The sequence below is a fragment of the Salinivibrio sp. MA351 genome (assembly GCF_001996065.1).
GTDB classification, from domain to species: domain Bacteria; phylum Pseudomonadota; class Gammaproteobacteria; order Enterobacterales; family Vibrionaceae; genus Salinivibrio; species Salinivibrio costicola.
Genome location: NZ_MUFG01000019.1, coordinates 1 through 11,915, shown reverse-complemented (window position 1 = coordinate 11,915; position 11,915 = coordinate 1). Strand labels below are relative to the sequence as shown.

16 protein-coding genes and 1 pseudogene are annotated in these 11,915 nt (G+C 46.3%); 5 read left to right on the top strand and 12 right to left on the bottom strand.

Annotated features, from left to right (window positions below; all coding sequences use genetic code 11):
• Positions 1 to 47: 47 nt before the first annotated feature.
• Entirely contained in the window at positions 48 to 1,508 is a 1,461-nt protein-coding gene (gene cls / locus BZG78_RS10730) for a cardiolipin synthase (RefSeq protein ID WP_077461026.1), read from the bottom strand.
• 517 nt (positions 1,509 to 2,025) lie between these two features.
• Here cls and BZG78_RS10725 point away from each other — a divergent pair.
• On the top strand, positions 2,026 to 3,369 hold the full coding sequence (locus BZG78_RS10725; protein ID WP_077661194.1) for a sodium-dependent transporter: 1,344 nt from the start codon (positions 2,026 to 2,028) through the stop codon (positions 3,367 to 3,369).
• A 114-nt stretch (positions 3,370 to 3,483) separates the two neighbouring features.
• Positions 3,484 to 3,882: an acyl-CoA thioester hydrolase YciA gene (gene yciA / locus BZG78_RS10720; protein ID WP_021024595.1), complete on the top strand. Its 399-nt coding sequence runs from the start codon at positions 3,484 to 3,486 to the stop codon at positions 3,880 to 3,882.
• A gap of 53 nt (positions 3,883 to 3,935) precedes the next feature.
• Here yciA and BZG78_RS10715 read toward each other — a convergent pair whose 3' ends face one another.
• Positions 3,936 to 4,223 (bottom strand): YkgJ family cysteine cluster protein, encoded by a 288-nt coding sequence (locus BZG78_RS10715; RefSeq protein ID WP_021024594.1) that lies wholly within the window; start codon positions 4,221 to 4,223, stop codon positions 3,936 to 3,938.
• A 161-nt stretch (positions 4,224 to 4,384) separates the two neighbouring features.
• On the opposite strand from BZG78_RS10715, the gene BZG78_RS10710 reads away from it, so the two are divergent.
• A complete protein-coding gene (locus tag BZG78_RS10710; RefSeq protein WP_077461025.1) occupies positions 4,385 to 5,149 on the top strand; it encodes a hypothetical protein in 765 nt (254 codons plus the stop codon).
• A 79-nt stretch (positions 5,150 to 5,228) separates the two neighbouring features.
• On the opposite strand, the gene BZG78_RS10705 is transcribed toward BZG78_RS10710, so the two are convergent.
• From BZG78_RS10705 to BZG78_RS10675, 7 genes are all read right to left on the bottom strand, one after another.
• The gene (locus BZG78_RS10705; protein WP_198532325.1) at positions 5,229 to 5,498 is read right to left on the bottom strand and encodes a Txe/YoeB family addiction module toxin; all 270 of its coding nucleotides are present in this window, start codon (positions 5,496 to 5,498) and stop codon (positions 5,229 to 5,231) included.
• Entirely contained in the window at positions 5,485 to 5,745 is a 261-nt protein-coding gene (locus tag BZG78_RS10700; RefSeq protein ID WP_077661193.1) for a type II toxin-antitoxin system prevent-host-death family antitoxin, read from the bottom strand. Before BZG78_RS10700 ends, BZG78_RS10705 begins: the two co-directional genes overlap by 14 nt.
• 159 nt (positions 5,746 to 5,904) lie before the next feature.
• Positions 5,905 to 6,402, bottom strand: a complete 498-nt coding sequence (locus tag BZG78_RS10695; RefSeq protein ID WP_077661192.1) for an ASCH domain-containing protein — start codon at positions 6,400 to 6,402, stop codon at positions 5,905 to 5,907.
• A 75-nt stretch (positions 6,403 to 6,477) separates the two neighbouring features.
• A complete protein-coding gene (locus BZG78_RS10690; RefSeq protein ID WP_077461021.1) occupies positions 6,478 to 6,864 on the bottom strand; it encodes a hypothetical protein in 387 nt (128 codons plus the stop codon).
• A 187-nt stretch (positions 6,865 to 7,051) separates the two neighbouring features.
• Entirely contained in the window at positions 7,052 to 7,534 is a 483-nt protein-coding gene (locus BZG78_RS10685; RefSeq protein ID WP_021024588.1) for a DUF1456 family protein, read from the bottom strand.
• A gap of 641 nt (positions 7,535 to 8,175) precedes the next feature.
• Positions 8,176 to 8,604, bottom strand: a complete 429-nt coding sequence (locus BZG78_RS10680; protein WP_199877191.1) for a GFA family protein — start codon at positions 8,602 to 8,604, stop codon at positions 8,176 to 8,178.
• Between the two features lie 104 nt (positions 8,605 to 8,708).
• Positions 8,709 to 9,242: a hypothetical protein gene (locus BZG78_RS10675; RefSeq protein WP_077661190.1), complete on the bottom strand. Its 534-nt coding sequence runs from the start codon at positions 9,240 to 9,242 to the stop codon at positions 8,709 to 8,711.
• Between BZG78_RS10675 and BZG78_RS10670 the strand changes: the two are divergent.
• Positions 9,243 to 9,566, top strand: a pseudogene (locus BZG78_RS10670) (transposase); the annotation flags it as partial.
• Positions 9,567 to 9,587: 21 nt separating this feature from the next.
• Here BZG78_RS10670 and BZG78_RS10665 read toward each other — a convergent pair.
• From BZG78_RS10665 to BZG78_RS10655, 3 genes are all read right to left on the bottom strand, one after another.
• Positions 9,588 to 10,028, bottom strand: coding sequence for a hypothetical protein (locus BZG78_RS10665; RefSeq protein WP_077661189.1), 441 nt, complete (start codon positions 10,026 to 10,028; stop codon positions 9,588 to 9,590).
• 87 nt (positions 10,029 to 10,115) lie between these two features.
• Positions 10,116 to 10,748: an HNH endonuclease gene (locus BZG78_RS10660; protein WP_077609099.1), complete on the bottom strand. Its 633-nt coding sequence runs from the start codon at positions 10,746 to 10,748 to the stop codon at positions 10,116 to 10,118.
• A gap of 133 nt (positions 10,749 to 10,881) precedes the next feature.
• Complete coding sequence (locus tag BZG78_RS10655) at positions 10,882 to 11,427, bottom strand: GNAT family protein (protein ID WP_077661188.1); 546 nt, start codon at positions 11,425 to 11,427, stop codon at positions 10,882 to 10,884.
• A 156-nt stretch (positions 11,428 to 11,583) separates the two neighbouring features.
• Between BZG78_RS10655 and BZG78_RS10650 the strand changes: the two genes are divergently transcribed.
• Positions 11,584 to 11,862 carry a type II toxin-antitoxin system RelB/DinJ family antitoxin gene (locus BZG78_RS10650; protein WP_077661187.1) on the top strand — a complete coding sequence of 93 codons (279 nt, stop codon included), beginning with the start codon at positions 11,584 to 11,586 and terminating at the stop codon, positions 11,860 to 11,862.
• Positions 11,863 to 11,915: the final 53 nt, after the last annotated feature.

The window sequence follows — 11,915 nt, the reverse complement described above, 5'->3', positions numbered from 1 at the left end:
CGATAGCAAAAAGCCCACCAGGCAAGTCGTGCCATGGTGGGCTTTTTTTACAACAGCGGACTAAACATATAAAAAAACTGCTCGATAGGTTTGAGGTAAACCGGCCTTTGTTGCCAGCTCTCAGGGTTCACGCGCGAAGACTGAGCCAGATAATCCTGATGTAATTGGTTAATAGCAGCACAAAATTCAGGGTCATCGACAGTTAAAGTCAATTCAAAGTTTAACCATAGGCTGCGCATATCAAGGTTTACCGTTCCCACTAAGCAGTACTGCTCATCGACAAGCACTGACTTGGTATGCAATAAGCCACCGCTGAAGCGATAGATGTTTATCCCCGCTGACATCAAGTCCTCAAAAAATGAGCGACTCGCCCACTCCACCATCAGCGAATCATTTTTTTCCGGCACAATGATCGTCACTTTCACACCGCGTTGCGCCGCGGTTTGCAGGCTGACCATCAGGCCTTCACTGGGGACCAAATAAGGCGTGGTAATCGTAATACTGGTTTCCGCTTGGTGAATGGCCAAGGTGAGCACTTGTTGGATCATTCCCTCAGGCAATCCAGGCCCTGACGGAATCGCTTGTACGGCATGATTGGCATGTTGATGATCTTCTATCATCAAGCATTCGGGCGCACTGGGCAGGTCACGAATGCCGGTTTCAACTTCCCAGTCCCAGGCAAATACGCTGCTAAGCACCGATACCGTCGGCCCCGACACGCGAACCATCACATCGACCCACTGACCAACACCCGCATTTTGCTTGAAAAATCGTGGATCGACCATATTCATCGAGCCGGTATAAGCCAGTTGGTTATCGATAATAACCACTTTACGATGCTGGCGAATATCGAGGCGACGAAAGAACATCCTGAACGGGTTCACCGCCAGTGCTTCTATCAGCTCAACCCCAGCCTCGCGCATCGCATGAGGCCATTTACTACGGAAAAAAGCTTTGCTCCCTGCAGAATCCAGCATGATCCGCACTGGAATGCCCTGTTTTGCTTTATCGCACGCCGCCTGCGCCACCTCATCAGCGTGCCCGCCCGGGTGCCAGATATAAAACACCATATCCACACTTTTTTGCGCCTGACGAATGTCGAGTGCCACAGATTTAAGGATCTCTGCTGGTTCCGTTTTCAACGCCAATTGATTGCCCGTGAGCTCAGGGACACCAATTCGAGCATGACAGAGCCGGTTCACATGGTGGGATTGCTCATTAATATGATGGGGACGGTGCGCGGGACACGCTTGTAAACTTAACAGCCACTGACGATAAGGCTCAAACATCGCTTTCGCCCGCACGGCTCGGGTTTTCCCCAAGTTCAATTCTCCAAAAAGCAGGTACGCAATCACCCCCACAATCGGCAGAATATAGATAATCATCAGCCAAGCAATCGACACGCCCAGTGCGCGTCGCTTGAATACCACGCGTATCGTTACACCCGCAATTGTTAACCAGTACAGTAACAACAACAGTACGGTAAGGATTTCGTAGACTTTTTCCATGCCCAAGTGCACACCTTGATAGTCATTAATAAAGGGTTAACCCGCTAGCTCTTCCATTCTGCCTAGGTTTTGAGCGGGTGCAAGCAACGCCTTGTCTTTAGGTTACGACACAATCAGACTCGACAGTGAGTTAACGCACATCATTGGCGCTTATCTTAGCGCAGTCATTCATATTATTGTGACAACTCATCGCAATGTTACTAGATTGTTAAATCAGTGATTGCAGCAGAGAAAGTCACTGTGATACTCACTATAGGTAGCGAATCGCGCTTATCACTGTCGAAGAAGTCATCACGAGCAGGAAGAATATGGGGAAATTATGCTTATTTTAGGCATTACATACGGCAAGATCTTCAAATTCTACGCATAAACTGTTTTACTTACGAGTCTTTGAGCTGGGAATCACTCATCCAAGTTCGTAATAAAAAGTTTACACCTTTGACAGTTTCATCAACGACGACATCCTGAGGTGTCGTTAAAAAAATCAATTAATTATCGCAAACGATAACGAGTAGGTATGGCAAACACACAACGCGCACAATTTTCATCCCGCATTGGGTTTATTTTGGCGGCAGCAGGCTCAGCCATTGGGCTAGGCAACATTTGGGGATTCCCTACCCAAACCGCCTCTAACGGCGGCGCCGTTTTTCTATTCATTTATCTGCTAATGGTTTTTATCCTAGCGTACCCTCTTTTAATAGCAGAACTCACTATTGGTCGTTACGGTAATGCCAACCCTGTTCGCGCTTTGTCGTCGGTTGCCGGCGGACACAAGTGGTTGGGCCGCCTGCTCGGCTTAGTCGGTATGCTGGGAGCGACGGGTATTCTGAGCTTCTATGCCATTGTCGCTGGCTGGCTGGTCGGGTTTATGGTCTCGCCTTTACTCACCGCATTGGGCTTTACCGAAACAGCAACCTGGTTAGAATCATTTAGCGATACCCGAAATCTGGTATTGATGCTGTGTTTTATGGTGCCGACCATCCTGGTTGTGCGCAATGGCATTGCTAACGGTATTGAACGTTGGTCATCCCGCCTTATGCCCGTCCTGTTTTTGTTGTTCGTGGTCATGGTGGTGTACATTTTGTTCCAACCGGGTGCGATCGACGGTTTAAAAATGTACCTGATCCCCGATATGTCACACCTGTCACCTAGCCTGGTTGTGAGTGCCATGGGGCAAGCCTTCTTCTCGTTATCGCTCGGTGTCTGCGTGATGATGGTCTACGGCTCTTACTTATCCAAATCTGCCAGCATTCCTAAAACGGCCGCGCAAGTTGCGCTACTCGATACGGGCATTGCCTTTACCGCGGGGCTACTGATCATGCCCGCCATGTTTGTGGCACAGCACAATGGGGTGGCGATATACAGCGAAGCGGGCGAATTGCTGAGCAGCGACACCCTGGTATTTAGCGTATTACCGGCCATGTTTGACACCATGGGCTCGGCTGGCTTATTCATCGGTTTTGCCTTCTTCCTGCTCATGGTGATTGCGGCACTCACCTCGGCGATTTCCATGCTTGAAGTGCCTGTCGCCTGTGCGACCGAAGAGCTGAAACAATCACGAGAAAAAGCGGTCTGGTGGATAGGAGGCCTGATCACCGCCGCCTCGGCCATCATCGTCTACAACTTTGGCGAGCTGTTTGGCTTGGTCGTCACCGTGACCACCGAATACGCACAGCCAATTCTCGGTCTACTGTTTGCGCTTGTCGCCGGTTGGCTATGGCACCGCAACGAAATATTAAAAGAGTTGGTGCAAGGCAGTCCTGAACTGGGCGACACCTGGTTCTGGAAAATTTGGCCCGGCTATGTGCGTGTTATTTGCCCCATTTTAATGCTGTTGGTCTTCGGCTGGGATTGGGTTTAACGCTTATCGGACCAATAAAAACTTGCCCGAATGCTGTGTTAGCGGTCACAATTCTTATCTTGTACTGTAAAAAAGGGGCGCATTGCCCCTTTTCAATAAGATGTGAAGAGAGCCATGTCTGACAATAAAAACAACTGCCCACGCGGCCAACTGCTGCTTCGTACATTAGCGATGCCTGCGGACACTAACGCCAATGGTGATATTTTTGGTGGCTGGATTATGTCTCAGCTCGATCTGGCCGGCGCCATTTTGGCGAAAGAAATCTCAGGCGGTCGCGTTGTGACTGTCTCAGTCAATGACATTACCTTTAAATCACCGGTGAGCGTCGGCGATGTGGTCTGCTGCTACGGTACCTGCCAACGTATCGGCAATACGTCGATAACCATTGAACTCGAGGTATGGGTTAAGCCCGTCAGCCATGATGAAATTGGTGATCGTAATAAGGTCAGTCATGCAACATTTAACTATGTTGCCATTGATGAGAACGGCCGCCCTCGCGCGATCAAAAAATAAAAAAAGAGGGCCTGTTTGTTCAACAGGCCCTCTTTTTTCACGGTGAATCGTGGTTACATGTTTTTACGCTCATCGATGCATTCATCTGAGCCCATTTCAAACTCTCGACAAATCCAAGGCCGATTTTCATAAATCGTGCACATAAACGTGTCTCGATCAACCGCCGAGCACCAACCATCGTCAAGCCGTTTCATTACCTCTCCGCCCCAAGCATCGATTTCAATATGCTCTCTCGGTACACCGGTATCGGTAATCAGCATCACCTCTAAGCGACAGCAACACGCTTTACACGTCGCGCAGGTAACATCGGAGGTTGGCACGTTTGTTACTTCAATAGTCATAAACAGCTACATGTGACTGGATTACTGGCATCCTACGCTAAATTGACCGTGTTGACGAACCAAGGCTCTAAGATAGAAGGGAGTTTATGTGTTTGACTCACTGAATTGCTACACTTGGGATCACAACGCATTCGATTCCCATATCTACACTAGGAGCTTCTATGCCAGCTCGCCCCGACTTTCTCGACAACCTCTCTCCCCATCACGGCAAAGTCGTCCCTGGCGTACTGAGCCAAGAGACACAAACGGCTCTCGCTGCCAAACTCGACGCCATGCCCAATGGACAAACGTGGTATGCCGACATCTACAAAAAAGCGATCTATGGACCCATGGTATTCCGCGACCCAGATCTCAACATCGCCGACACCATTGAGGCGCTGCTGCCAGACTATCGTATTTTGGCTGACTTATATTTGGAGAAAACGCCTGAGGATCAAGGCTTTCCTTTTCATACCGATTTTGACTCGATTGGCTTTATGGAGCGGCCAGAGGATATGCTCACGGTATGGATCCCGCTGACGCCTGTGAAAGAAGTCGGCTCAGGGCAGTTATCTATTGTGATGGAAGAAGGCGCAGTGCGTCTGTCGCTGATTCGCGAAGCCAACCAATTACACTCACTGGTGCGCATTGCCGACCCGTCGGTGCCCGAGCACCCACCGTTTCAAATCACCCAGCAAGAGTATGATTATATGGAGAAAGGCAAAGTGACCCCTGCGTTAGATGCAGGTGATGCGCTGCTGTTTTGTAATGCTTTTTTCCATAAATCAGAGGACGTGCACCACGGCAAACGCGCGGCCTACATCATGCGCTTGGTACCTAAAGACGCTAAATTTAGCAAAACACGCCTGCTGGCACTAAGAAAGCTCGGTCAGAACCTGGCGGTGGTCGACGAATTACTGAAAACACACTATCCGGAGGCGTTATAAGGAGTAGTTTTTATTGAGGATGGTGAACATGACGCCTCGTACCTTCATTGTGCCATTGTGCACCGCAGGCGCTAGGTGACTAATAGTGATACCGGCAAGATAGGATCGTAATAGACGTATCATCCACGGCGTAAACCAGCCGATTGGTATCATCAATACGCCGCGACCAAAAGCCTGTCAGATTTTCTTTTAGTGCTTCGGGCTTACCTATTCCCTCGAATGGCGTTCGTTTTACATCGAGGATAAGCTTGTTGATTCGCTTGAGTGTTTTTCTATCCTGACTGTGCCAGTAAACGTAGTCACGCCACGCATCATCCGTCCAGCAAAGTAAGCGACTACTCATCGTCATCGACTAACGCGTGCTCCATCGCTTTCCCCATCTTGTACTGAGTAATGGAGCGATTTAGGTGCTCAGCATTGGCGGGCGAGCGCAACAGATGGACGGTTTCCATAAGGCTGTTGTAGTAATCAAGCGACATCACCACCGCATCCTCTGCATCACGTCGGGTAATGACAGCGGTATCAGCGTCATTAACCACTCCATCTAATACCGTTTTGAGGCCATTTCTCGCTTCAGTAAACGAAATGATTTTCATCGGATCACTCCTATTCGTACAACATCGAAGTATAGAGCAACAAACCAGACATGTACAACTTAAAGAACATGTTTAGTGGTTATTCGCTTAACACAACCGCCCCGCAGTGACAGCGGGCCAAGTGTTCGGGTTGGATGGATGTTTGACCGACTTGTTTTATCATGCGCTTACCTGCTCAGTATCATGGTTATCAAGCGGATAGACTTTCTCAAAGCGCTCTAACACCAAAGGGGATTGGGTTGTAAACGGCACGCCGAGTGTTCGCCCTTCCTGCTCAAAAAACGTAAGATGTGCCTGCCGCCACCCGTCGTAGCTCTTGTCGCCTTCACCTTCCGCAGCGGCAAATTCAGCAGTCACTTGATCAAACGGGCACTCGCTCACTTCAGTCACTTTAATAATACAAACCGGCTGCTGCGCCCAGTTAAGCACCACAGTTAAACGGCCCACTTGTGGGTAGGGTTCGTTTTCTATCTCATAGCAAGCTTTTAAGCTGCACGATGCGCGTTTAATGCCTTGGTCAATCAAACGAGCGCATTCATTGGCGTTGTATTCATCCGCGCAAAAGTACTCGGCAATGGTTTCAGGCACGGCCTGACGTTCTTCGTCACTTAAAGTGGCAAGGTAGGCGTTTAAGTATTCCTGTTGTTCTGTATTCATGAGCATCCTTGATCTTTCTACCTAATTCGCGGTTTGGCACGTTGCGCGAGTTATCAACAAAGTAGTTTTAGCCGTTTAATTCGCACGTTTGTTTCTTTTACATTGCCAGCTATCGTAGTCATCGCCGATTTGCATACGTGATGCTGACAATGCTTCAACGTCGTACTGAAATCGTCGTGTGCCATTCCATGCCGGTGTAATGTATACGGTTTCAATATCGGAGATATAATCTTGACTGAAGCTGTCTTTGCTCTGAAACTCAAACGGATTGTAAACCAACTTAATTGTCTCGTTGATTAACTCCCATTCACCTGTCGCATCATATAAAAAATGCGCATTCTTTTCGCCAAGAAAATATTCAACACGTCCTTGTAGTGAGAACGCGTTGTTATCTTTTAATGTCCATTGCTCTTTGTAGACTTTATCACCTTGCATGGTAAACGAGCATGTCCACTGCCCCATTAGGTTCTGCTTTTTAATGGGGAGCTCTGCAGCCACAGTACTAAAACATGGCAGCATTACTGTGAATGTTAAAAAGAGAACACAGTTACTTTTCACACAAACATTCCTTTTATACGTGTTTCTGGTAAATAGTCATCCTCATGCTGCTAGGCACGCAGATGAGGAAGCTATTTGACAGTGTTATCGCTTATTCCACATCGAATTGGTCACTACTTGGACGTAACTGACGCTGGAGGCCTGATAAGAAGTTTCGCAGCACTTGGTCTTTGCACTCTTTATAGTGCTTATTATCCGGTTTACGGAAAAAGGCACTGAGCTCATGCTTACTTAAGCGAAAATCGGCAAGCTGCAGAATATCTAAAATATCGTCTGCTTTTAAGTTCAAAGCAATGCGTAATTTTTGAAAAACGATATTATTACTTAGCCTTTGCTCTGGCTTAGGCTGCTCACCGTCTCGTTTACCACGTTTAAGATTGATAAAGCCATTCAGAAATATCGCTAGTTCTGTATCGCTAAGTTTAACAAAATATTCATCGTCTTCTTTTTTCAGCCAGCGACTGACTTGATCATTGGTCACTGTATAATCGGCTAAAGCGAAGATCTCAGTTGTTACATTATCTTTTAAATCAAATGTATAGCGTACACGGCGTAAAATGTCATTATTGGTCAAAATAGTTCCTAGTCTTAGGTAAATCCAGTGCTATCAACGTGAAAACTGGAAGACATGGATCATATCAGGTTTACTCTCTATTCCCTATCAATTGTGTTCATTTAAGGCAAAGTCATCACTTCAGGCTTGACTGAGCCTCATCGTCCTTCTTCGATAGCAGGCGATCCAAACTGCGTAATAAATCGCATTAAAAGAATGAACCTGCACCGTTGGTAATATGACGGTGATCGTAAGTTCAATGCTCAGAGACGGCGTAATGTGAGATAAAAACCTCGCCAAAAACGAGTGATTGACGACGTACTAAAAAAACATAGATCAACAGCCTAATTAGCAAGCGCCGAAATAGGTTGCTTTTGCTGGGTAAGTTCTCGTTCTAACTTCTCACCACAATATGGACAGCACTGAATCTCCCGATGTCAGGATAGTTGTTCAGATCTGGCCCATTGAGGCGACCTCTGAGCAGCATTCGACACGATGTTATCCTTCATGCGGGGAGCGGATCATGGTCTGCGTGGGCGTGACAGCCTATCTGCCCACTTTTTGGTCGGATCTTTTGCCTTTCCGACACCAGCCGGATCGTAACCTGCTTCTTGAGCTTCTTGGCGTATGGATTCTTAACGGACTAAGAAAAATCGTAATGATCACGCATGTCTATATCCTTCATAAGTCGTTCGTTCTCGTTTGTCCGCTGGATGATTAACCCCATCATTTGTTACAATATCACCTAAATCAAATGGATTTACCCCGTTTAAGCAACCCACATTAAAACCATACTCACTTGGATCTGAACGCCTTTGGTGATGTGTATAAATACCGCAGTTTGAGCAGAAGTAATGCTTTGCTGTATTCGTATTGAATTGATAAAGTTTTAAATGCTCTTTACCTTTCAAAATACGAATGCCATCCAATTTTACTGAGGCTACTATTGCTCCTTTACGACGGCATATCGAGCAATCACAACGCCTAGGCTTTTCGATGCCCTGTGGCAAGTGCAGCTCAAACTCGACTGAACCACAATGACATTGAGCTTTGTGAAACTCTTGAATTACTGTGCTTCCAACTTCCTTGATCATCCGTAACTTCCTAGTTTTCTAACGCTTGCAGCATGCGCACCCTTGGAATGGAGCCAAAGGCGCAATTTAAAGGTCAAAGGGCGCCGCCGTGCTTGGCCGTGTTATGTGTTTAGATCCCTACAGTACAGGGCATATTTTTCGAAATCATTCCGGCTGTAGGCGCCCTCTGCGAGCGTCAAAGGTTCACCATTTAGGAAGCGCTTGTGATGGATATACGGCTCTAACGAATCCCAGGCCTTTATAAAAGCAGGACCCCACATTTTTGAAAAATGCTCTCGACTAATAAGCCCTGACATAGCCATATAGGACAATCGTTGCATCACAATACTGACACGATACGCTGCATCAACGGTTTCTTTAGACCAAGCGACCTCATGGTCTTCACTCCCTAGCTCTCCGTTTGAATAGTCGCCTGCATTATGAAGCAATGATAGGTCTGACTTGATCTTTGACATTTCATCCATTGCCCAAAGCAACAGGGTACTGTCCCTATTTTTTACTTCCTCTTTGATGGTGCGGTAAGCAAAAATTACCGACACGAGTAAGAAAAAATTGATGAGAAGCATCAGGATTGATGTAATTGCTGAAACACCAGACCAATCCAGCGGGTTTAATGCTACCTTAACCGATTCCATCTAACCTCCAAGCTAGAAATACACATAACTAACAAACAAGCGGCATCACTCATTGATGTTGCTCCCGTGACAAAAGAAAGTGGACGGTATAAAGGAAAACGAGTGATCCAAGGTGGACGTGCTCAAGTTCGTACCGTGTTGTATATGGCGATGATGTCTGCGATGCAATGTAATCCTGTTTCTAAAGCCACGTATACCCGATTAGTCGCCGCTAAAAAGCCGAAAAAAGTCGCCATTATTGCCTGTGTGCGCAAGATGGTAGTGATCTTAAATTCGATGCTCAGAGACGGCGTGATGTGGGATAAAAATCTCGCTAAAATTTAGGATTGACGACATACTGGTTTGTTATACATTTGACCAAACTTTGGGATCGGACTTGAAGCCTTCTTGCTCTAGTTTTTCCAAAAAACTAAATATTCCTGGAGCAGATTCTTTAATCTCGGACCAAATTTCAGAGAACAAAGCTCTATTAATATTTTCTTCAATTCCACTCGCCCAGTCCTTCCAGCGGCGCTCACTTATACGCTTACTGTGCCTATGAGCAATTTGCTCGTTACACAAGTCGAGATAGTTAAACACGGTTTCGCGTGCTTTTAACTTTTCAGGATCAGACAGGTTTTTGCCAAGAAGCGCATCAACCGGGATTTCGTAAATCAGATCTCTATATTGTTGGTTAAATGAATCTTCAAACGTTACTTGAGCGAGCTTTTTGCTTTCGCGTATCTGCCAAGTTGCAACACCAACGCCATTTGCTGTCGCAATTGAAGCAATATTCTCTAAATCCATAGTTTCCTCGAAAATGTATAACGCCGAGCACAGCGGCGCGAGTTTGCGAGCGTCCGGCGGCCATCGACCGCGAACTGCTGCGACTTGTTATAACTTACGCCCGAATATGACATCGTTGTGATACGAAATGCTATGCTCAGATATCTCATGGCCTTCCACAGTCCGCAAATCTGAGAGAGTTAATTGAATTGCACCATAATCACAGAGAACATGGTGATTCGGGCATAGCACTATCACATTACCCGGGACATCAGACCCATTGTGTGGAACGCCCAACGGTATTATGTGATGAGCTTCAGAATAAGTTTTCCCGTCAGATAAACTAACCGCCATTCCACAAATCTGACAGCGATCCTGATTCAATACTTTAATCTTCCTCGCCAGAACCGTGTCCCGCAGAACCCGATATGTCAGAGAATACGCACGGCCAGGCTCCTCAACACCCTCTGGTAAATCCAAGGCCTTTGGCGTCTCCTCCAAGTACGAGCGTAAACCCCAAACACCAGCGCCTAAACCTTCCACAGAAAAGAAAAGGTCTCGCCCTCCTTTAAAGCCGGCAGAATCAGACGAAAGATCCTGAATACGCCTTCTGACAACTGACTTCCATGTACTCGGAAGCCCAGTACGAATCTGCTCAATCTCGGCATAAAGTGCGTCGTAGCTCGCACTTCCACCAAGATTTTCAAATGCTTTGATAATATCTGTATCCCAACTTGACATCAGGACTCCCCGTTATAACGCCAAATTAAGGTGTGAACAACGCTAACCACCTGCCTAAAGCATTGTGCCATAAACACTAAACTTGCTTGAAGTGAGAATGCCTAGCGTTGTGAATCACCCTTAAATTTTATTGTTAGGTTTTGGCTAAAATCGGACAACTTAGCCCATAAACTGCGTGGTCAACAACTCGGCCATTCAAATTTTCAGCACGAGTTATGACGCCCTCCAATTTGAACCCTAAACGCTCACAAACATTTCGACTAGCTTGATTATCCGTTGCTGCTGATATTTGAACTTTTTGCATATTCAATTTTGTGAAAGCATAGTCAATAAGTCTCGATAGTGACTTACTGACGATACCTTTGCCTTGTAAATCACAGCGCAACCAGTAACCAATTTCAACTTTTTGTAAATCGTGATTGATAGTATTAAAGCTGATATTTCCTGCCACTTCGTTTTGGTACATCATCGCACAGACCAATGACTTGCCATCTGCATAATCATGTAATGACTTTTTGATAAAGCTTAGGAAGAACTCTTCATTTACAGCATGAGGTGGCCAAGCCAACCATTCACTTAAGTAGTCACGCTGATTTGAGACAATTTCGAGATATTCAGATGCAAATTTGGGCTCAACGAGGGCAAGTTCTAACCCCTCTTCAACTTCCACTGTAAACATAATTTTCCTCTTAAAAACCTAACGCCGCCAACAGGTGCCCATTTGTAGTGAAGCCGCAGGCACAACGAAAAATGGGTCGCCCTGCTTGGCATTGTTACATGCTTTTGCTATACTTTGTATCACATTGTATTACAGATTCACACATTTGGTGATGTTATGAAAAACGAAATGCTGAGCACCCGAATTGACCACGACACCAAGTTAGCGTTTACTCACGTTTGCGAGAACATGGGACTTAGCCCCTCTCAAGCAATAAAGCTTTTTGCCAAAGCGGTCGTTAATTACGGCGGCATACCCTTTGAGCTTAAAGTCAAGCAACCCAATGCAGCAACAGCCTCAGCCATCTCCGAGCTCGAGTCCGGCAAGGCAAATACCGCCAGCAATATTGAAGAGCTATTCGAAGAATTCAATATCGGTAGGACCGACAATGCTTAAACTCGAGTACTCAAGACAATTTAAAAAGGACTTCAAGAAAATAGCAAAACTTT

What these genes read in the sequence shown, in the direction of transcription:
- cls (WP_077461026.1), bottom strand. Translation starts at nt 1,508, where the DNA reads ATGGAAAAAGTCTACGAAATCCTTACCGTACTGTTGTTGTTACTGTAC.
- BZG78_RS10725 (WP_077661194.1), top strand. Translation starts at nt 2,026, where the DNA reads ATGGCAAACACACAACGCGCACAATTTTCATCCCGCATTGGGTTTATT.
- yciA (WP_021024595.1), top strand. Translation starts at nt 3,484, where the DNA reads ATGTCTGACAATAAAAACAACTGCCCACGCGGCCAACTGCTGCTTCGT.
- BZG78_RS10715 (WP_021024594.1), bottom strand. Translation starts at nt 4,223, where the DNA reads ATGACTATTGAAGTAACAAACGTGCCAACCTCCGATGTTACCTGCGCG.
- BZG78_RS10710 (WP_077461025.1), top strand. Translation starts at nt 4,385, where the DNA reads ATGCCAGCTCGCCCCGACTTTCTCGACAACCTCTCTCCCCATCACGGC.
- BZG78_RS10705 (WP_198532325.1), bottom strand. Translation starts at nt 5,498, where the DNA reads ATGACGATGAGTAGTCGCTTACTTTGCTGGACGGATGATGCGTGGCGT.
- BZG78_RS10700 (WP_077661193.1), bottom strand. Translation starts at nt 5,745, where the DNA reads ATGAAAATCATTTCGTTTACTGAAGCGAGAAATGGCCTCAAAACGGTA.
- BZG78_RS10695 (WP_077661192.1), bottom strand. Translation starts at nt 6,402, where the DNA reads ATGAATACAGAACAACAGGAATACTTAAACGCCTACCTTGCCACTTTA.
- BZG78_RS10690 (WP_077461021.1), bottom strand. Translation starts at nt 6,864, where the DNA reads ATGGGGCAGTGGACATGCTCGTTTACCATGCAAGGTGATAAAGTCTAC.
- BZG78_RS10675 (WP_077661190.1), bottom strand. Translation starts at nt 9,242, where the DNA reads ATGGAATCGGTTAAGGTAGCATTAAACCCGCTGGATTGGTCTGGTGTT.
- BZG78_RS10665 (WP_077661189.1), bottom strand. Translation starts at nt 10,028, where the DNA reads ATGGATTTAGAGAATATTGCTTCAATTGCGACAGCAAATGGCGTTGGT.
- BZG78_RS10660 (WP_077609099.1), bottom strand. Translation starts at nt 10,748, where the DNA reads ATGTCAAGTTGGGATACAGATATTATCAAAGCATTTGAAAATCTTGGT.
- BZG78_RS10655 (WP_077661188.1), bottom strand. Translation starts at nt 11,427, where the DNA reads ATGTTTACAGTGGAAGTTGAAGAGGGGTTAGAACTTGCCCTCGTTGAG.
- BZG78_RS10650 (WP_077661187.1), top strand. Translation starts at nt 11,584, where the DNA reads ATGAAAAACGAAATGCTGAGCACCCGAATTGACCACGACACCAAGTTA.